The organism is Janthinobacterium sp. GW822-FHT07H11 (assembly GCF_058798615.1).
This window is the reverse complement of the sequence record NZ_CM179507.1, coordinates 1,915,573-1,934,599: the sequence shown is the minus strand read 5'-3', so window position 1 is coordinate 1,934,599 and position 19,027 is coordinate 1,915,573. Positions and strand designations below refer to the sequence as shown.

At 65.8% G+C, this 19,027-nt stretch carries 19 protein-coding genes; 6 read left to right on the top strand and 13 right to left on the bottom strand.

The genetic code is table 11. The features are described from left to right. Window positions 1–219 precede the first annotated feature (219 nt). Together AC3RCJ_RS08665 and AC3RCJ_RS08660 are read left to right on the top strand one after the other, a co-directional pair. Entirely contained in the window at window positions 220–780 is a 561-nt protein-coding gene (locus tag AC3RCJ_RS08665; RefSeq protein ID WP_492961707.1) for a pseudouridine synthase, read from the top strand. Window positions 781–1,013: 233 nt separating this feature from the next. Continuing rightward, window positions 1,014–1,463, top strand: a complete 450-nt coding sequence (locus AC3RCJ_RS08660) for a DUF192 domain-containing protein (protein WP_492961709.1) — start codon at window positions 1,014–1,016, stop codon at window positions 1,461–1,463. A 157-nt stretch (window positions 1,464–1,620) separates the two neighbouring features. On the opposite strand, the gene rpsT is transcribed toward AC3RCJ_RS08660, so the two are convergent. After that, window positions 1,621–1,887, bottom strand: coding sequence for a 30S ribosomal protein S20 (gene rpsT / locus AC3RCJ_RS08655; protein ID WP_010395935.1), 267 nt, complete (start codon window positions 1,885–1,887; stop codon window positions 1,621–1,623). Window positions 1,888–2,184: 297 nt separating this feature from the next. Between rpsT and murJ the strand changes: the two genes are divergently transcribed. Further along, window positions 2,185–3,732: a murein biosynthesis integral membrane protein MurJ gene (murJ, locus tag AC3RCJ_RS08650; protein ID WP_492961712.1), complete on the top strand. Its 1,548-nt coding sequence runs from the start codon at window positions 2,185–2,187 to the stop codon at window positions 3,730–3,732. Between the two features lie 154 nt (window positions 3,733–3,886). On the opposite strand, the gene AC3RCJ_RS08645 is transcribed toward murJ, so the two are convergent. The 12 genes from AC3RCJ_RS08645 to gspG all read right to left on the bottom strand — a co-directional run bounded on the left by AC3RCJ_RS08645 (window position 3,887) and on the right by gspG (window position 14,072). Continuing rightward, window positions 3,887–4,384, bottom strand: a complete 498-nt coding sequence (locus AC3RCJ_RS08645) for an FxDxF family PEP-CTERM protein (RefSeq protein WP_492961714.1) — start codon at window positions 4,382–4,384, stop codon at window positions 3,887–3,889. Between the two features lie 248 nt (window positions 4,385–4,632). Then, on the bottom strand, window positions 4,633–5,265 hold the full coding sequence (locus tag AC3RCJ_RS08640; protein ID WP_492961716.1) for a type II secretion system protein: 633 nt from the start codon (window positions 5,263–5,265) through the stop codon (window positions 4,633–4,635). Window positions 5,266–5,270: 5 nt separating this feature from the next. Further along, on the bottom strand, window positions 5,271–5,681 hold the full coding sequence (locus AC3RCJ_RS08635; protein ID WP_492961718.1) for a type II secretion system protein: 411 nt from the start codon (window positions 5,679–5,681) through the stop codon (window positions 5,271–5,273). Between the two features lie 3 nt (window positions 5,682–5,684). Continuing rightward, a complete protein-coding gene (locus AC3RCJ_RS08630) occupies window positions 5,685–6,179 on the bottom strand; it encodes a type II secretion system protein (protein ID WP_492961720.1) in 495 nt (164 codons plus the stop codon). After that, window positions 6,176–8,233: a secretin GspD/PilQ domain-containing protein gene (locus AC3RCJ_RS08625; RefSeq protein WP_492961849.1), complete on the bottom strand. Its 2,058-nt coding sequence runs from the start codon at window positions 8,231–8,233 to the stop codon at window positions 6,176–6,178. Before AC3RCJ_RS08625 ends, AC3RCJ_RS08630 begins: the two co-directional genes overlap by 4 nt. Then, window positions 8,233–8,754: a hypothetical protein gene (locus tag AC3RCJ_RS08620; RefSeq protein ID WP_492961722.1), complete on the bottom strand. Its 522-nt coding sequence runs from the start codon at window positions 8,752–8,754 to the stop codon at window positions 8,233–8,235. Before AC3RCJ_RS08620 ends, AC3RCJ_RS08625 begins: the two co-directional genes overlap by 1 nt. Continuing rightward, entirely contained in the window at window positions 8,751–9,314 is a 564-nt protein-coding gene (locus AC3RCJ_RS08615) for a hypothetical protein (protein WP_492961724.1), read from the bottom strand. Before AC3RCJ_RS08615 ends, AC3RCJ_RS08620 begins: the two co-directional genes overlap by 4 nt. Next, the gene (locus tag AC3RCJ_RS08610; protein WP_492961726.1) at window positions 9,311–9,859 is read right to left on the bottom strand and encodes a hypothetical protein; all 549 of its coding nucleotides are present in this window, start codon (window positions 9,857–9,859) and stop codon (window positions 9,311–9,313) included. Before AC3RCJ_RS08610 ends, AC3RCJ_RS08615 begins: the two co-directional genes overlap by 4 nt. Further along, window positions 9,856–10,677, bottom strand: coding sequence for a hypothetical protein (locus tag AC3RCJ_RS08605; protein WP_492961728.1), 822 nt, complete (start codon window positions 10,675–10,677; stop codon window positions 9,856–9,858). The genes AC3RCJ_RS08610 and AC3RCJ_RS08605 overlap by 4 nt, the downstream gene beginning before the upstream one ends. Further along, complete coding sequence (locus tag AC3RCJ_RS08600) at window positions 10,670–12,388, bottom strand: GspE/PulE family protein (protein ID WP_492961730.1); 1,719 nt, start codon at window positions 12,386–12,388, stop codon at window positions 10,670–10,672. Before AC3RCJ_RS08600 ends, AC3RCJ_RS08605 begins: the two co-directional genes overlap by 8 nt. Continuing rightward, window positions 12,385–13,590: a type II secretion system F family protein gene (locus AC3RCJ_RS08595; RefSeq protein WP_492961732.1), complete on the bottom strand. Its 1,206-nt coding sequence runs from the start codon at window positions 13,588–13,590 to the stop codon at window positions 12,385–12,387. The genes AC3RCJ_RS08600 and AC3RCJ_RS08595 overlap by 4 nt, the downstream gene beginning before the upstream one ends. A 38-nt stretch (window positions 13,591–13,628) precedes the next feature. Continuing rightward, on the bottom strand, window positions 13,629–14,072 hold the full coding sequence (gene gspG / locus AC3RCJ_RS08590; RefSeq protein ID WP_492961734.1) for a type II secretion system major pseudopilin GspG: 444 nt from the start codon (window positions 14,070–14,072) through the stop codon (window positions 13,629–13,631). Between the two features lie 463 nt (window positions 14,073–14,535). Between gspG and AC3RCJ_RS08585 the strand changes: the two genes are divergently transcribed. The 3 genes from AC3RCJ_RS08585 (at window position 14,536) to AC3RCJ_RS08575 (ending at window position 19,020) form a co-directional block, all read left to right on the top strand. Next, complete coding sequence (locus tag AC3RCJ_RS08585; protein ID WP_492961736.1) at window positions 14,536–15,282, top strand: NF038120 family PEP-CTERM protein; 747 nt, start codon at window positions 14,536–14,538, stop codon at window positions 15,280–15,282. A 42-nt stretch (window positions 15,283–15,324) separates the two neighbouring features. After that, a complete protein-coding gene (locus AC3RCJ_RS08580) occupies window positions 15,325–18,477 on the top strand; it encodes a S8 family serine peptidase (protein ID WP_492961738.1) in 3,153 nt (1,050 codons plus the stop codon). 129 nt (window positions 18,478–18,606) lie between these two features. Continuing rightward, entirely contained in the window at window positions 18,607–19,020 is a 414-nt protein-coding gene (locus tag AC3RCJ_RS08575) for a protease inhibitor I9 family protein (protein ID WP_492961740.1), read from the top strand. The last annotated feature ends 7 nt before the right edge of the window (window positions 19,021–19,027 follow it).

Sequence of the window (19,027 nt, the reverse complement as noted above, 5' to 3'; positions counted from 1 at the left end):
CGGCAACAACGCACTTTAGCAGGGAAAGAACACCCAGGCCATCGGCATCGCCGTGCCGGCCGCAGCGCCAAAGAACCTTATCGCAACGCCAGCACCCAAGTCTTCTATAAGACATAAGACAGGCGTTTCATATTATGCACTAGTATTTTACAAGGCGCCACGCTTTTGCAAGGCTGGCAGCCGCCCGCAACCCTACACACCGATTTAGCCCACACCAGCATGCCACTCATCCTCTTCAACAAACCGTTCCAGGTCCTGTGCCAATTCTCCCCGCAAGCGGGCCGCGCCACCCTGGCCGACCACGTCGCCATCCCCGGCATCTATCCTGCCGGCAGGCTCGACGCGGACAGCGAAGGCTTGCTGCTGCTCACCGACGACGGCCGGCTGCAGCACGAGATCAGCCACCCGGACCGCAAGGAAGCGAAAACCTACCTGGTGCAGGTCGATGGCGTGCCCGACGCCGCCAGCCTGGCGCGCCTGCAGGCGCCGCTGGACCTGGGCGACTTCATCACCAAGCCATGCCAGGCCGTGCGCATCGCCGAGCCGGACTGGCTGTGGCCGCGCAATCCCCCCATCCGCGCGCGCGCCGACAAGCCCACCGCCTGGCTGGCGATCACCTTGAAAGAGGGTAAGAATCGCCAGGTGCGGCGCATGACGGCGGCCGTCGGCCTGCCGACCCTGCGTCTCGTGCGCAGCGCCATCGGCCCCTTCTCGCTGGCCAGCCACCCGCTGCTGCCCGGCGAATGGTGCGAAGTGCCCGCCGACGCCATCGGAAAATAAGGACGGGCAGCAAAACGCCTGCACGACAACTTTCTCCGCTGGAATTGATCAATCAAGCCTGCCGGCCGCTGCCGCGCTGGCGCAAGCGGGCGCCCAGGCGGCCGCCGTCGGGCCACCCCGCTCGTGTTGTCATGACCCCACGCTTTGCCGTTGGCAAGGCGCACCGCTTGACCTCGCGCCCGCCAGCATGGCTTAATCGCCGCTTCCCTTGCCACCGCCCACGCCGCCACTTCATGAAGAAACCGCTTACCTGTTTCAGCCTGTCCCTCTTCTTCGCGGCCGGTGCCGGCAGCGCCGTGGCGCAGGCGCCGGGCAAGACCATGCAGCTCTCGGCCGGCATGCATCTGATCCAGGCGGAAGTGGCCGCCACGCAAGAACAGCGCGAACAGGGCCTGATGTACCGCGAAAAAATGTCGGCCAATGGCGGCATGCTGTTTGTCTTCGGCACGCCGGCCACGCAGTGCATGTGGATGAAAGACACGCCGCTGCCGCTATCGGTGGCCTTCATCGATGCCGCAGGCAGGATCGTCAATATCGAGGACATGCCGCCGCACACGCTGGACAGCCACTGCTCGACCAGGGCCGTGCCCGTGCTGTACGCACTGGAAATGCACCTGGGCTGGTTCAAGCAGCGCAATATCAAGCCCGGGATGAGCATCGGCAACCTGCCCGCGCCGCGCTGATCGCCAGGCACGCGCCCCGCGCACGGCGCGCCGCCTGAAAACCGGGCGGCCACGCGAAAAAACCCGCCAGAACGAGTCTGCGGGTTTTTGCTTTTCAACCAGTGCCGGCGTACCGGCACAGGCAAGGCCACCAGGGTGGCTTGCCTGCTGGCGAATATTAAGCGGACAGTGCTTTCAAAGCGGCTGCCAGACGGCTCTTATGGCGAGCTGCCTTGTTTTTGTGGATGATCTTCTTGTCAGCGATACGGTCGATGGTCGACACGGATGCCTGGAAGATTGCAGCAGCAGCTGCCTTGTCGCCGCCCTGGATCGCTTTGCGAGCAGCTTTGATAGCCGTGCGCAAGGTCGAACGTTGGGACGAATTGTGTGCGTTTTGCTTAACTGCTTGACGAGCGCGTTTGCGCGCTTGTGCGGTATTTGCCATGGAATTTCCTAAAACAGGGTCAAAGTGCGTTTGCAAACATTAGTGTTTGCCAACCGGTGCGTTCTGTGCGTCTGCCGAACCATGTGTGCCAAACCAGTGCCTGTCAAACATTAGTGTCTGCGTAACAGAATTCTGTACAGCCTTCGATTATAGCGATATTTTCAAGCGGGGGCAAATCAAAAAACCGTGTGCGACCCCAAAAACACCTGGAAATGGGCCTGGCATGGGCGAATCAGCGGTAATTGTTACCATATTTTAACCGTTTGCAGGGCTCGTGCCCGGCTATAATCTGCCCCCATGAACTTGCTTAAAACCCTCGCCGCCATCTCCAGCATGACCATGCTGTCCCGTGTAACCGGTTTATTGCGCGAAAGCCTGTTCGCGCGCGCCTTTGGCGCCGGCGCCTACACGGACGCCTTCATCGTTGCCTTCCGCATCCCCAATCTGCTGCGCCGCCTGTTTGCCGAGGGTGCGTTCTCGCAAGCCTTCGTGCCGATCTTGTCGGAGTACAAGAACCAGCATGGCCAGGAAGCCAGCAAGCAACTGGCCGACCATGTGGCCACCACCCTCGTCTGGGCCACCCTGCTGGTGTCGGCCATCGGCATCGTCGGCGCACCGTGGTTCGTCTACGTGATTGCCACGGGCCTGTCCAAGGACCCGGGCGCATTTGATGCGGCCGTGTGGATGACGCGGCTGATGTTCCCTTATATTACTTGCATGTCCTTCGTGGCCCTGGCGGGCGGCATTTTAAATACCTGGCGCGAATTCAAGATTCCCGCGTTCACCCCCGTGCTGCTGAACCTGTCCTTCATTGCCGCCTCGCTGTTCCTCGCGCCCTATTTAAACCAGCCGATCTACGCCATGGCCATCGCCGTGTTCGCAGGCGGCCTGCTGCAGGTGGCCATCCAGATTCCCGCGCTGATCAAGATCGGCATGCTGCCGCGCCTGTCGATCAATCCCGCCATCGGCCTGTCCGACGGCGGCGTGCGCCGCGTGCTGAAGAAAATGGGACCGGCCGTGTTCGCCGTCTCGGCGGCGCAGATCAGCCTGATGATCAATACCAGCATCGCGTCGCGCCTGAGCGAAGGCAGCATTTCCTGGCTGTCGTATGCGGACCGGCTGATGGAGTTTCCCACTGCCATGCTGGGCGTAGCCCTGGGCACCATCTTGCTGCCCAGCCTGTCGAAGGCGAACGTGGACGGCGACAAGGTGGAGTATTCGGCCCTGCTGGACTGGGGCTTGCGCCTGACCTTCCTGCTGGCCCTGCCCGCCGCCGTCGGCATGGCGACCCTGGCCACGCCGCTGATCGCCACGCTCTTCCACTACGGCAAGTTTACGGCCGAATCCGTGACCATGTCGACGCAGCCGCTGGTGGCCTACAGCCTGGGCCTGATCGGCATCATCCTGGTGAAGACCCTCGCGCCGGCGTTTTACGCGCGCCAGGACATCCGCACCCCCGTGAAAATCGCCATCGGCGTCCTGATCGCCACGCAGCTGATGAACATGCTGTTCGTGCCCTACATCGCCGTGGCCGGCCTGGCCCTGTCGATCGGCCTGGGCGCCTGCCTGAACGCCAGCTTCCTGTACTGGGGCTTGCGCAAGCGCGGCATCTACCAGCCGAAACCGGGCTGGACCAAGTTCTTCCTGCGCCTGCTGCCGGCCCTCATCGTCATGGGCGGCGTGGCCGCCTTCGGCGCCATGCGCATCGACTGGATAGGCATGCAAGCCCATCCGCTACTGCGGGCCGGCGCCCTGGCCCTGCTCGTGAGCCTGTGCGGCGTGGCCTACTTTGCCACGCTCTTTTTGGTAGGCTTCCGTTTCCGCGACTTCAAGCGCAGCGCCTGACAGGAAGCGCGGGGCGTTGCCGCCGGCGCTACGCCGTCCTGACGCACGGCCTGCGGCCTGGCGCCCGGCCCTGCCGATGGCGCCGGCATCTCGCCCGGCGCGTCGAGACGAAAAAAAACCCGCCGAAGCGGGTTTTTTTCGTTGCGGCGAAAACTCAGGCAACTTTCTTGGCGCGGCGACGTGCCACGGCGCCAACCAGCGCCAGGCCACCCAGCAGCATGCCGTAGGTTTCTGGTTCTGGTACTGGCAGGGCCGAGACGGAACCCAGGTAAGCGCCATTTTTCAGACCGGTCAGGCCCGTCACATGCACCGTGTAGCTGCCAGCAGCCAGTTGGCCATCCCAGCTCAGGCTCTGGGTGCCGCCACCGACGCTGTAGCTCAAGTTGCCGTGGCCGAGCAGCGTGGCCGAGAAATTCTTGATCGCGCCGTCGATCACGGAGAACGTTTGCAGCGCGCCGAACGATGCGGACGATGGCGTCACCAGCTTGAAGGTCCAGAAATCATCAACCACGGTGTTGGCGGCAAATTTGGTCGTGATGGCCGACAAGGTGTCGGAGCCACTTGGATCCAGGATGCCCAGGTCATACGTTGCTGCCGACGCGCTGAACGATGCTGCTGCCATGATGCCTGCAGCGATAAATTTCAATTTCATAGTTTATCCCTTAAAAAGTAATTTATGGCTGCAATATGCAGGCCACCAATAGTTTTAGTACCGGAAGTACTGATGAGGATGGTAGCATAAATGCATCAAATTACTTATAAATATTTTATCTAAGTTTCATGCCAGATAACTATTTTTACTGTGCAATAGTTGCGCGAGTCGATTACTTTCCATGCAAGAATAGTTCCCTTTGCACCTATCGTTTTTGCGCCACTTTTAAGATGAAAGCGTGAATTTCGCTACTCTGCCGGAGGCTCGACAGCTTCGGCTGGTCCGTTTGACGGTGTTTCTTGCGTCGGGGAAATAGGAACAGAAAACAACGGCGGCGGCGCGGTGGCGGGAGCGGCATCCACCGCATCGCCTGCCGGCGCCGGAGTCGGCGCAGGTGCGGACTGGGCGGTCATCATGAATTGCCACTCAGACATATGCGACTTGCCTTCGAAACCGGCAAACCGCGCTTCGAAGTTGCCAACCTTCAAAGGCGCCGCCTTCGACAGGCTATGCACGCCGATGATGCCGTTGCTGCCGGGCTGGTACAGCAAGCCCCATTCGGCACGCCCCGTGAGGGGGTCGACGAACAGCTTGCGCAAGTGGCGCCGCACCTGGGGCGCACGCGGGTCGCGCAGCAAGGCGGCCAGGCTGGGCGGCTGTTGCGGCTGGCCCGGCGGTGTGGCGGCGGCATAGCTATACAGGGCATCGGAAAACTGCGCGCCGATGTCGAGCAATTCCTGCTCGGCCGCCTGGCGCTGCAACAGCGCGCCCATTTTCAGGCCGGCCGCGCCCACCAGGCCCAGGATGGCCACCAGGATGATCAAGCCGAGATAAGTGAAGCCGCGCTGGCGGCGGCGCGCGATGGCCAGGGGACGGCGCATCGCCGCTACCAGTCGGCAAACGGCGTGCCGCTGCGGTCCTTGCCCGGCGCGCCGCTCTTGACGTCATAGACCTGGCCCGGCGTGTCGTCCGGCGGCGGCACGATGACCCAGCTGGCATCGCTGTCCGTGATGGGATCGACGGGCATGGCGCGCAGATACCTTTTTTCCACCAGTTGCTCCAGCGACTCCGGATAGCGTCCCGTATCGCCATGGAACTGGTCGATGGTGGCGCGCAGATTGCGCAAATTGTCCAGCAACACCGTTTCCCTGGCCTTGTCGAGGCTGGGGAAATAGCGGGGCACGGCCAGGGTCAGCAGCAAGGCCACGATGCCCAGCACCACCAGCAGTTCGATCAGGGTAAAGCCGCGCGCGCGCGCGGCGGCGGACGGACGGTTGGCGCGGTCAGGAGCGGGCATGGTTCACCATTTTCGGTAAGGCACGTTATTCAGGCCGACCCTGTTCGAGGTGGAATACACATCGTACACGTCGTCGCCTTCGCGCGGGTCTTCGGCCTCGCTGGCATAGCTGCGCCGGCCCCAGGTTTGCGCATCCGTCAGGCCGGCGTCAAGATTGAAGGGGTCGCGCGGCACGCGGCGCAGGAAATACATCTTGCTGCGCTTGGGATTGCGCTGGTCCGGCACGCCCTCGACCAGCAGTTCCAGGCTTTTCGGGTAGCCGCTGGCATCGGGCGAGCGCACGAGGCGGCCCTCGTCGCCGGCGCGCTTGTAGGCGTCGATGCCCTGCCGGATATCGCGCAGCGCGCGCCGCAGCTCCTGTTCCTGGCGCCGCTGCACGGTCACCTGCGTGACGGGCAGCACCAACGTGCCCAGCACGCCCAGGATGGCCAGGGTCACCAGCAGTTCGATCAGGGTGAAGCCCCGCCGGCCACCGCCGCGCGCGCGCGCCGGTGTCATTTGGCGGGCGGCGGCGCCACCGGCACCGGCTGGCCCGACGACAGCGGCAACGGTGCCGTCTGCAGCGGCACGGGCTGGCCGGAAGATATCGGCAGCGGCGAGGCGGAAGGCGTCTCGGGCGACGGCGCCACTTCGGGCGACGGCACGGTCTGCGGCAGCGCCTGCGGCAACTGGCCCGGCACCATCATCGGTTGCGGCGGCGCCGGCTGCATGCCGACGGCGGGCGCGCCGGAACGCACGATCACCGTGCCCGGCATCTGCGTGGGCGCCTTGGCGGCCATGTCGGGACGGCGGCGGAAGCTGCCCTCGGTCCCGGCGGAAAACTCCGACTCCTTCGCCTCCGGACGCTGCACCGTGCGCACCAGGTGCGGCGTGACCGACAGCACGATTTCCGTCTTCTGGCTGTCATCCTTGCTGCTGCCGAACAGGCGTCCCAGCACGGGAATGTCGCCCAGGCCAGGCACCTTGTTGCCCGAGCTGCGCTCTTCGTTGTTGATCAGGCCCGCCAGCACCTGGTTTTCGCCATCCTTCAGCTGCAGCATGGTCGAGGCCTGGCGCGTGCCGATCTGGTACAGGGTCGAACCGCTCTTGGTGACGGTGGCCGCGCCCAGGTTGCTCACTTCGAGCGAGATGCGGATACCCACCTCGTTATTCAGGTAGATGGTCGGCTCGGCGTTGACCGTCAGGCCCACGTCCAGGTAGCTGATCGACTCGGAGGCGAAACCGCCCGTGCCCGGCGAAATGGTGGTGGTGATCACCGGGACCTTGTCGCCGATGACGAACTTGGCCTTTTCCCGGTTGCGCACGCGGATGCGCGGATTGGCCAGGATATTCGCGTCGCCATCCGTCTTCTTGGCATTCGCCGTCACCGACAGGTCGCTCACGCCGATGCTGCGCTGGTTCAAATTGTTCAAGTCATTGATGGTCAGCCCCGCGCCGCCCGAGGTGCTCAATGGCGTCAGGGTCAGGCTCGATGGCCAGGCCACGCCCAGTTCCAGCAGGCGGCTGCGCTTGACCTCGAGGATTTCCAGTTCCAGCACCACTTCCGCCTCGGGCACGTCCTGCAGCGCGATCAGGCGCTCGGCCAGGCGGATCGCCTCGGGCGTGTCGCGCACGATCACCAGGTTGAGCTTTTCATCGGCCACCACGTCGCGCGTCTTGAGGATGGTCTTGAGCGTGTTGGCCACCTGCTTGGCGTCGGCGTTCGCCAGGAAGAAGGTCTTCACCAGCACCTCCTGGTACTCCTTCAATTTCGCCGCCACATTGGGATAGATCAAAATCGTGTTCGCATCCATCACCTGCTGCTCCAGCTGGTTCGTCACCAGCAGGAAGTAGACGGCCGATTCCACCGTGCTGTTCTTCAGGAAGATCGAGGTCTTCGCATCGGCCTTGACGTCCTTGTCGAAGACGAAATTGAGTCCGGAGCGGCGCGCGATCAGCTCGAACACCTGCTTTAAGGGGGCATCGCGGAATTCGATCGTGATCGGCTGCTTGTACGACCTGGCCAGGCCCGATTCGACGATCGGGGGCGCCGTCCTTTCATCGACCTCGCGCAGCAGTTCGCGCGCCCTGGCGTGGCCCGGCTGCTCGGTGAGGATGGCATTGAGGCGCTGGCGCGCGGGATCGTAGCGCTTGGCCGTGATGTCCTGCTGCACCTCCAACAGCAGCTTGCCCTGGCGCTGCTCGCGCTCGAGCGCGCGCAGGCCGCTCAGTGCGCGCTCGTTCTGCGCATCGATTTCCAGCACGCTGGCAAAGCCCGCGCGCGCCAGCTCGCCCTGGCCCGCCTGCGCCTGGCGCTCGGCCTGCTGCAGGCGGCTGCCCGTGGCGCGTTCGCGCGCCTGCAGGTAGGCGCTGCGGTATTGCGCATTACCGGGGTCCTGCTGCAGCGCTTCCTGCAATTTCTGCAAGCCGGCCGGCACCTGGTTTTGCGCGATCAGTTCGCGGCCGTCGCGGTATGCCATGTGTCCGGCACAACCGGCCAGCAGCAGTAACAGCAGCGGAGACGCCAGCCGGGCGCGCCGCAGGAACGGCACCGTGGAAAAGGAACGAGGCATCACTCGAGTACTCCAATGTTGAGCTGCTGAACCTGGTTCAACGGCAGGTAGTTGAGCGTCATGACAGGCGGCGCGATCGCCACGACGCGGTAGGCGCCATCGATGACGGTATTGGCGCGCACGATGTAGGTCTTGTCGGCGCGCGATAAAAACACTTCCCACGCGCCATCGGCGGCCGCCTTGCCCAGATAGACAAACGGCAGCGGCGGCGCCACCGGCGCAGGCGGCGGGGGCGCGGCGACCGGCGCCATCTTCGGCGGTGGCGGCGTCCAGCTGTGGCTCTGGAAGACGCCGTCGGCGCCGCCGAAGGTGTCGCCGCCCTCGCCCGCCACCTCGGCGCGCGGCAGCAGGGCCAGGATGGCCGGCTGCGCCGTCGCCGGCTTGCCTGCCGGCCGGCTGGCCGGCCTCACCGCCCGCTCCACCGCCTCGGCCACCTCGGACGCGGGCTGGCGTTCGCCGAACAGCAGCAAGGCGCCCGCGCCCAGCAAGCCGGCCAGCATCAGCAGATGACGCGGCGTCATGGCGCGCCTCCGCTGCCGTCGGCCAGGTACAGCGTCAGGCGCAGGCGCGCTTCCAGATTGGGGTCGGCGATCTGCTCGCGGCGAAAGCTCAGTTCATCGAGCGACGCGAACGGCACGGCGCGCAGCGCTTGCAGCGCGAACTGCCACACGGCCGGGTAGCTGCCCTTGAGCGGCAAGCTCACCTGGTAGGTGGCGACCCGGCTGGCCTTGTCGTAGCCGCCCTTGTATTCACCCTGCGCCAGCACCAGGCCGTTCTTCGCGGCCAGGTCGAACAGGACCTTGACCTGCTGCTCCGCATGGCGCTGCTGGCCCAGCGTCGCATAGAACAGGGCCAGGTTGTCGTTCGCCGTCGCCGGCGGCGCCACCGCCGCCACGCTCACCGACGCCATGGGCAGCGCGCGCGCTTCGAGCTGCGCCGCCACGCCGCGCTGCTGCCATGCCCACGCCCAGGCGGCCGCGCCCAGCAGGCAGAGCGCCGCGGCGATGCAGACAGGCGCGCCCGCCCGGCGCAGCAGCAAGTGCGCGCGCAGGCGCAGCGCATTCATGTCAAATTCATTCATGGCGTGCTCCAGCTGGCCTCGACCTGGAAGCGCAGGGGCTTGTTCGGATCCAGCTCGTTGATTTCATGGCGCAGCAGCTGCACGCGGGTGCCGAACAGCTCCTGCTGCTTCAGCTGTGCGATATAGGCGATCATGGCGTCGCTGTCCTTCGTCTCGGCCGTGATCTTCAATACCCGCTTGCGCGCGTCAGGTTCCAGCGCCAGCAAGGCGATCTCGGGCGGCGTGGCGCTGGCCAGCGCATCCTGCAGGTCGCGCCACGGCAGATTCAATTGCAGGATGGCGGCGTTCACGGCCGCCGCCTGCGCCGGCGCGATCGGTGTTTGCGCCACCGGCGCCGGTCCCTGCATGCTGGCCGCCACGCGCTGCTGGGCGCGCAGCAGCTGTGCCTCGCGCGCGTGCTGGCGCTGCAGCGCGGCGTTGCCGTAGCAGGCGGCCGTCACGCACAGGGCCAGTCCCAGCGTGCCGGCCAGCCAGGCCGATGCGGGCACGCGGTGCAGGCTGCGCCGCAGGCTGGGCGGCGCGAAATCGATATCCAGGCGCGTCATGCCGGTCCCCCGCTCTGCGCCAGCAGCGCAGCCGGCGACAGCGCGCCAGCCGGCACGAAGACGCCGCAGGAAAATTCACCGGCCGCGCGCGGCGCCAGCCAATCGGCCGGCGCCGCGCCGCTCAGTTGCAGCAGCGACGGCGGCGGCAGGCCTTGCAGCAGCGCTTCGCGCGCCAGCGCCTGCTCCAGCCAGTAGCGCTGCGCGCCATGCGGCACGGCCAGCGTGCGCACGGCGCTCAGGCGGCCGTCGTGCACCACGCCCAGGGTCAGCATCTGCGCCTGCAGCTGGCCAAGCCAGGCCCCCGGCTTGAGCGCGCCCTGCCAGCGGTTCCAGTTGCGCACGAATTGCGGCGTGATGAACAGCAGCGCCAGCTTGCGCTCGCCGGCCACGCGCACGATCTGCGCCAGCAGCGCGCGCGGCGCGGCGCAAAAAAACGGCGCGCGCGCATCCCAGGCGCGGCTGCTTTGCCACAGGCCGGGAGGATCGCCGTACAGCGACTGGAAGCGCAGCGCGGCGGCCGCTTCGATATCGGCCAGGCGCGCGGCGCCTTGCGGCAGGTCCACCTGCCACAGGCGCGCCAGTGCGTCGTCGAGCACCACCGACAGCGGCCAGCCGCCATACACGCCCGGCGGCAGCAGCTGTTCCAGCGCCTGCCCCAGCGCGGCAAAATCGCCGTGCAGGCCCAGGTCTTCCTGCGGCGCATACGCCTGTTCGCCCAGCAGGGTCCAGGCCGGGGCGCGCCAGCGGCTGGCGCGCCACAAACTCAGGCCGTCCGGCCCCACGCCCAGGCGCAATCCATGTCCTATGCCTCTACGCATGCAGGGTGACCCTCTTGATTTCGGTGATGGTGGTGGCGCCCCGCTTCACCAGTTCCAGCGCCGCCAGGCGCAGGCTGCGCGTGCCGTTCGCATACGCGGCCGCCTTGATCTGGCGGATCGGTTTCTTGTCGACGATCAGTTCGCGGATTTCATCGTTCAGTACCAGGATCTCGGCGATCGAGCGGCGCCCCTTGTAGCCGGTGCCGCGGCAGTCGCCGCAACCCTTGCCCTGCTTGAACTGGTATTCGTAGACGTCGGCGCGCGCCAGGCCGACGCTGGCCAGTTCCTGGTCGTCGGGCGTGTACTCGGCGGCGCAATGGGGGCAGTTGGTGCGGATCAGGCGCTGCGCCCAGATGCCGTTCAGGGCCGAGACGAACGCGTACGGGTCGATGCCCATGTGGGTAAAACGGCCGAACACGTCAAACACATTGTTCGCATGCACGGTGGTGAGCACCAGGTGGCCGGTCAATGCCGACTGCACCGCGATTTCCGCCGTCTCGCGGTCGCGGATCTCGCCCACCATGATCTTGTCCGGGTCGTGGCGCAGGATCGAGCGCAGGCCCTTGGCAAACGTCAGCCCCTTCTTTTCATTCACGGGTATCTGCAAAATGCCGGGCAGCTGGTATTCGACCGGGTCTTCGATGGTGATGATCTTTTCGCGCCCGTTGTGGATTTCCGTCAGCGCCGCATACAGGGTCGTGGTCTTGCCCGAGCCCGTGGGGCCGGTGACGAGCAGCATGCCATAGGCTTCCTGCGCCAGCGTGCGCAGGGCCGCCAGCGACGGCGCATCAAAGCCCAGCGCCTCGAGCGTCAGCGCGCCGTAGGCCTCGATCATGGCGCGCTTGTCGAGGATGCGGATGACGGCATCCTCGCCATGGATGCTGGGCATGATGGAGACGCGCAAGTCGATTTCGCGCCCGCCCGCCTCGACGCGGAAACTGCCGTCCTGCGGCACGCGGCGCTCGGCGATATCGAGTTCGGCCAGCACCTTCAGGCGCGAGATGATGTGTTCGGCCACTTCGATGCCGTTGACGGAGGTGGCGTGGTCGAGCACGCCGTCGACGCGGTACTTGACGGCCAGGCCGCCGGCCGTGCTTTCCAGGTGGATGTCCGAGGCGCCCGCCTTGAGCGCGTCGTACAGCGTCGAGTTGACCAGTTTCACCGCAGGGCTGGCCGCTTCCGAGACACTGGCAAAGGAGAGGATGGCGGCCGTCTTGCCGTCGCGCCGCGCATCGCTGGCCGCGCCGGGCAGCAGGCTGTCGACGGCGCGCGCCGACTCTTCCTGCTTCGACAGGTAGGCGCCGATGTCGGCCTGCAGCGCCAGGCGCATGGCCAGCGGCGCGTGCCCGCCCCGGCCGGCGCGCGCGCCCAGCCAGGTTTGCAGGTCGAGGTCGAACGGGTCGGCGATCACGCCCACCAGCTGGCCATCGCCGGCGCGCAGCAGCACGCTGTGGCGCGCCAGCGCCTGCGACAGCGGCAGCAGGTCGAAAGCGGGCGCGAAGGCCAGCATGTCGGCCGTCTCCAGCACGGCCAGGCCGAACGGGCGCGCCAATTCCTGCACCACCTGCCGCGCATCGATGCCGCTCAGCTGCTGCAATTCCTCGACCAGGCTGCGTTTCGATTGCCGGCACAGGACGCGCGCGCGCTGCATCAGCGCACTGTCAATGGCGACAGCGGGCGGCGCCATGGGTACGGAAGAAGTCTGGTTCATGAAATGTCGCCGGCAAGGTCGAAGATGGGCATGTACAGCAGGATCACGATGGCGCCGACGATCAGGCCGATGCCGGCCATCAGCAACGGTTCGAAGGTGCGCGTGAAGCGGTCGATCCAGCGGCTGATCTCGCCGTCATAAAAGGCCGCCGACTGCGTCAGCATCGGCCCCATGTCGCCCGTGCGCTCGCCCACGCGCAGCATGCGCAGGGAAATCGGCGTCGTCAGCTGGTGCTGCTCGAAGGCGGACGACAGCGGCTGGCCCGACTCGACGGCGCCGCGCGCCGCCTGCAGCGACGCCTGCATGCGCGGCGAGACCATCGCCTGCACCGTGGCAATCGCCTGCACGATGGTGATGCCGCCCTCGGACAGCATGCCCAGCGTCAGGTACAGGCGCGACAGTTCATAGATGCGCACGCGCTCGCCGATGCCGGGCAATTTCGCCAGCAGGCGCGCCACGCCGCCATTGCGCAGCACGCGCCGCACGGCGGCGACCAGCACGCTGCCGACGACGGCCACGCCGGCCAGCAGCGGCAAGCCATGCGCGGTGACGAACTGGCCCCAGCTGAGCATCACTTGCGACATCCATGGCAGGTTGCGTCCGGCGCCCTGGTACACCTCCGCGAAGCGCGGCACCACATAGCTGATCAGGAAGGCGCTGACGCCGCCGCCCACGGCCAGCAGGATGGCCGGGTAGATGGCGGCGCTGACGATCTTCGCGCGCACCGCGTCGATGCGCTGCTGGTAATCGATGTAGCGCGACAGCGCGCGCGGCAGGTCGCTCGTGCCCTCGGCCGCCTTGACGATGCCGATATACAAGGGGGGAAAGAGTTCGGCCTGCTCGCCCAGCACGGCGGAAAAGCGCTTGCCTTCCCGCAGCCCTTCCAGCAGGCGCGTGAGGACGCTGCGCGTGGCCGGCGCCGCTTCCTTTTCCAGCAGCGCTTCGAGCGCTTCGACGATGCCCAGGCCCGCATTGAGCAAGGCCAGCAATTCCTGGCTGAACAGCAGCAAGGGCAAGGCCCTTGCGCGCTGGCGCCCCGCGGCGCTGAACGGCGTGGCGCGCAGCGGCCGGATGGCGCTGACGAACAGGCCCCGCGCCTCGGCCTGGCGCCGCGCATCGGCTTCGTCGCGGCCATCGATTACGCACGTCAACAGGGTCGATACCGCCTGGTCCGTGGAAAGCGCGCGCACTTCAAACTGCATGATGGCGTGTCCGTGAAAAAGGAAAGGTGGCGCTGGCGTTATTGCGAGCTGATGTCGGCATTTTCGCCGCTGCCGCCCGGCTGGCCATCCTTGCCCATGGAGACGATGTCATATTCGCCCTTGCTGCCGGGCGCGCGGTATTGGTAGGCGTGGCCCCAAGGGTCGAGCGGCACGCTTTTTTTCAGGTAGGGGCCGTTCCAGCGCGTGCCGGCGGCCGGTGGCGCGACCAGCAACGCGGCCAGGCCCTCTTCCGTGGTGGGGTAGCGTCCCACGTCGAGGCGATAGGTGTCGAGCGACTTTTCGAACGCCTCGATCTGCGCCTTGGCCACCGTGACTTCCGACTTGCCCAACTGGGCAAAGTATTTCGGTCCCACATAGGCTGCCAGCAAGCCGATGATCACGATGACCACCAACAATTCGAGCAATGTGAAGCCGCGCGCGCCGCGCGCCGCCGCCAAGTTCTGCCTGTGTACTGCGTGCATCCGGTCGCTCCTTAATGCCTAGCTTCAATACATTGCGCGCCTGCGCGCCGCTGATGGCGGCCCACAGGCGACGCGCGCTTGCCTGATGCTTATCAGCCTACCATGCCGGTTATGGTTAATACAATCTTTTCTTTGTACTGTGAACAACAAATTGCGCAGGAAACCATCCAGGACGCGGCCGACAGGTATCTGCCGGCAAACGCCGCTCATTAGCCGTAAATCAACTATTTTCGCGCCACAAACACGTAACTATTGGTAGTTGCGCCATAGTGAAAGATGAATTTTATTCATTCAATAATTGTAACTTTCAAATTATATTTGAAATATTATTGCACAATGGAATTGCACATTTTGCTATAGTAAAAGTCAATTTTTCACCGATTGGTCTTATCCGGCTATTGGTGAAAGATTCACTCAAGACGCAAAGCATATTGCATCCTCAAAAACTACCAAGGGAAGATCCATGACTCGTATTGTGCATTCCAAGGCAGCAAGCTCCGCCAAGATATTGGCAGCGGCGTCCCTCGTGGCAGTGTGCGCTGGCTATACGCCATCCGCCATGGCCGCCGTCATCAACTTTGACAATTTCGACAGCCAGTTCGTCGGACATGGCGACGCGTTCGAGGTCGGCCAGTTCGTGCTGACGGGCGCCTCCAACGCTGTCGGCGCCAATTACGGCGACCTGGTTGGCGCCGTATTCGACGGCACCGACCCGGCCGCGTGCGGCATGGCCTGCCCCACCAACAATACGAGCAACTACTACGCTTCCCTGAACGACGGCGTCGTCTACCTCGACCCCTTGCGGACGGGCGGCAGCGTGAGCCTGCAGGGCTTCGACGCCAGCTTCATCGGCTATGCCCAGGGCGTATCCTACCCGGCCATCGCCGGCCTGCTGCGCGTGCAAGGCTTCTATGCCGACGGCACCAGCGCCTATGAAACCTACCAGCTGGGCGGCCCCGTCGGCGGCAACTTCCAGTTCCAGCATTTCAATACCAGCAGCGCATTCGGCAGCCAGCAGTTTGCCTCGCTGGCCTTCTTCGGTTTCACTTGCAACACGGCCGGCAGTTGCAGCGCCTTCAGCACCAACAAGGGCCAGTTCGCACTCGACAACATCGTTGCCTCGGTACCCGAACCCTCGACCTACGCCATGATGCTGCTGGGCCTGGCCGGTGTCGGCTTCGCTGCGCGCCGCCGCAGCAAGCAAGCCTGATTGCCGCCCTTTTTGATTCCGCTACCGATACAGGAACCCTTCATGACATTCCGTCCCGTTTTGCGCCCTATTTCGCTCGCCGTCCTGAGCCTGCTTGCAAGCTTGAGCATCCACGCCCATGCCGACGACCTGCGCCGCCCCTACATCGTCCAGCTGACCGATAAGCCGATCGCCTCCTACACGGGCTCGGTGCAAGGCCTGAATGCCACCCAACCGGCCGCTGGCGGCCGCCTCGACCTGGCCAGCACGGAAGTGCAGCTGTATGGCGACTACCTGGAACAAAAGCAGGCGCGCGTGCAAGCCATCGTCGCCGCCGCTCCCGTGCAATACCAGTACAAGATCGTGCTCAACGGTTTCTCCGCCCTGCTGACCGACGCCGAAGTGCGCCAACTGCAGGCAAGCGGCGAAGTGGCCAGCATCGCCCCCGACGAACCGCGCGCGCTGCAGACGAACTACACGCCCACCTTCCTGGGCCTGGACCAGCCGGGCGGCCTGTGGAGCCAGCTCGGTGGCAAGCAGCATGCGGGCGAAGACATCATCATCGGCATCGTCGATGGCGGCGTGTGGCCGGAAAACCTGTCGTATGCGGACAAGGTCGACGCCAATGGCGTGCCGACCTTCGATCCGAACGCCACCCAGGCCTATGGCGCCGCGCCAGCCAGCTGGAAAGGCACTTGCCAGACCGGTGAAGGCTTTACGGAAGCCCACTGCAACAACAAATTGCTGGGCGCGCAGTACTTCAACGCGGTGCGCCTGACCGAAACGGACAAGATCCAGCACTGGAGCGAATTCACCTCGCCCCGCGATTCGATCGGCGACCCGAATGGCGAAGGCGGCCACGGCACCCACACCTCGTCCACGGCGGGCGGCAATGCAGGCGTACCGGTCACCGTGAGCGGCTCGCCGCTGGGCGCCATTTCCGGCATCGCGCCGCGCGCCCGCCTGTCCGTCTACAAGGTCTGCTGGTCGTACAACCTGGCGACCCAGCCAACGGGCGCCAAGAACGGCTGCTACGGCGGCGACAGCGTGGCGGCGATTGAAAAAGCCGTCAAGGATGGCGTGCATGTCATCAACTATTCGATCAGCGGCGGCACCGTCGTCAACGATCCGGTCGAGCAGGCATTCCTGCACGCCTCGAATGCCGGCGTCTTCGTCGCCGCGTCCGCCGGCAACGCCGGTCCGGCGAACACCGTGGCGCACGTCAGCCCATGGATCACCACTGTCGCGGCGTCGACCCATAACCGCGCCAACCAGGCCACCGTCACGCTCGGCAATGGCGCCAAGTACACGGGCGCGTCGCTCAACTACAACCCGCTGCCGGCCACCACCTTGATCCGCGCCCAGGACGCGGGCCTGCCCGGCGCCGATGCGCAAAAACTGGCACTGTGCTACCGCGCCGGCGACAACGGCGGCGTGGCCTTGCTGGATCCTGCCAAGGTTGCCGGCAAGGTCGTCAGCTGCCTGCGCGGCACCACGGCGCGCACCGACAAGGGCGTGGCCGTGCTGGAAGCGGGCGGTGCCGGCATGGTGCTGGTCGACACGGGCATCGGCCTGGTGTCCGACCCGCACGTGCTGCCGGCCGTGCACGTCAGCGCCGCCGATGGCGCGCTGATCAATGCCCAGGCGCAAACGGGCGCGGCCACGGCCGCCATCTCGCGCTTCGTCACCAATGGCAACGGCCCCGCCGCGCCCGTGGTGGCCGACTTCTCGTCGCGCGGCCCGAACCTGTTCGATGCCAACCTGCTCAAGCCCGATGTCACCGCACCCGGCGTGGACATTCTCGCCGGCGGCACGCCGGCCCTGTCGCGCGCCCAGCGCGATTCCGTGCAGGATGGCGCGCTGGTGCCCCCGCAAGCCTATATCTTCCTGCAAGGCACCTCGATGGCCAGCCCGCACGTGGCCGGCCTGGCCGCCCTGCTGCGCCAGCAGCATCCGGACTGGAGCCCTGCCGCCATCAAGTCGGCCCTGATGACCACCGGCAGCACCACCCTGCCCGATATCCAGGTGGGCGAGGCGCGCGGCATCCTGCCATGGGGCCAGGGAGCCGGCCACGTGACGCCGAACAAGGCGGCCGATCCTGGCCTCGTGTATGACGCCAACCTGGCCGACTACAAGAAGTACATGTGCGGCGTCGGCATGACGGCCGAATGCGCTGGCGGCACCATCGCCGGCTACAACTTGAACTTGCCGTCGATCACCATTGCCAACGTGCTGGGCACGCAAGTTGTCACGCGCCGCGTCACCAACGTGGGCAGCAGCAGCGCCACCTATACGGCCAGCGCCTCGATCAGCGGCTACAGCGTGGCGGTAGCGCCTTCCACCCTGGTGCTGGCACCGGGCGAAACCAAGTCGTTCACCGTGACCCTGACGCGCACCACGGCGCCGGACAATGCATGGCAATACGGCGCCCTCGTGTGGACCGATGGCGTGCATACCGTGCGCAGCCCCGTCACGGCACGCTCGGGCCGCTCGGTGCAGGCACCGGCGCTGCTGCAGGCGGACCGCGTCAGCGGCCTGCGCTCGGTGACCCTGTCCACCGGCTTTGCCGGCAAGGTAGGGGCGGCCACGGCCGGCCTGAAGGAAGTCGCGCGCAGCCAGCAGTCGGTGAGCCAGGCCGCGGCGGGCAGCGTCGACACGCTGGCGCAGATGGCCGCCGCTTGCAAGGCAGGCATCAGCGGCGTGCGCGTCGTCAGCGTGGCCATTCCCGTCAATACCGTGGTGGCGCGCTTCGAGACGTTCGACCGCGACACCACCGAAGGCGCGGGCAATGACCTCGACTTGCTGGTACTCAACGGTGCCGGCACCACCGTCGCCACCTCGGCCACTGCCGGCTCGAACGAGTCCGTCACCCTGGTCACCCCGGCTGCGGGCACCTACAAGGTGTGCACGATAGGCTACGAGATCGCGAATGGCGTATCGACCGGCTTCGGCCTGTCCACGGCCGTCGTGACGACGGCCGACAAGGGCGGCAACCTGAAAGTCACCCTGCCAAGCAAAGTGTATGTGGGCGGCAGCGCCACGGCCGGCGTCAGCTGGTCCGCGCTCGATACCGGCAAACGCTACCTGGGCGGCGTGGCCTTCCTCGATGCCAGCAATGCCGTGGCCGCGACCACCGTGCTGTCGGTGGAAACCAACAGCCCGTTGCCGCTGGCCGCGCCTAGCCAGCGCAGTGTGAAAGTGGACGCCAAACTGTAAGCACGGGCTTCGTACCGGAAACATGGCGCGCCCTCCGGGGCGCGTTTTTTTTGCGCGACGCGCGCTGCGCGCTGCGCGTACAATCGGCGCATGGGCGGCTTGCCGCCGCCGCGCGCCAAAGGAGCTTGCATGTCCGCACTTCGCCTCAGTCTTGCCATCCTGGCCGGCACGGCCACCATCCCTGCGCTGCCTGTCGCGGCGCAGGCCGCCGCGGCGCGCCAGTCCTATCTGGTGCAATTGAGCGCCCCGCCGCTGGCCTCGCTGGCCGACGGCGTGCATGGACTCGATACGAACAGCGACGCGGCGCGGCGCTACACGGCCCAGCTGGAAGAACAGCAGCGCAGCGTGCTGGCGCTGGTGCCGGACGCCACCGTGCAATACCGCTACACGGCCACCCTGAACGGCTTTGCCGCCATGCTGACCGCCGCCGAAGCGGCGCGCCTGCGCGCCAGCCCGCTGGTGACCCAGGTGACGCCGGGCAAGGAAGAACAGTTGCATGCGGGGGGCGCCGGGAAAGCGGCGGTGCCCGAGAATCAGCGATAGCGCTTGC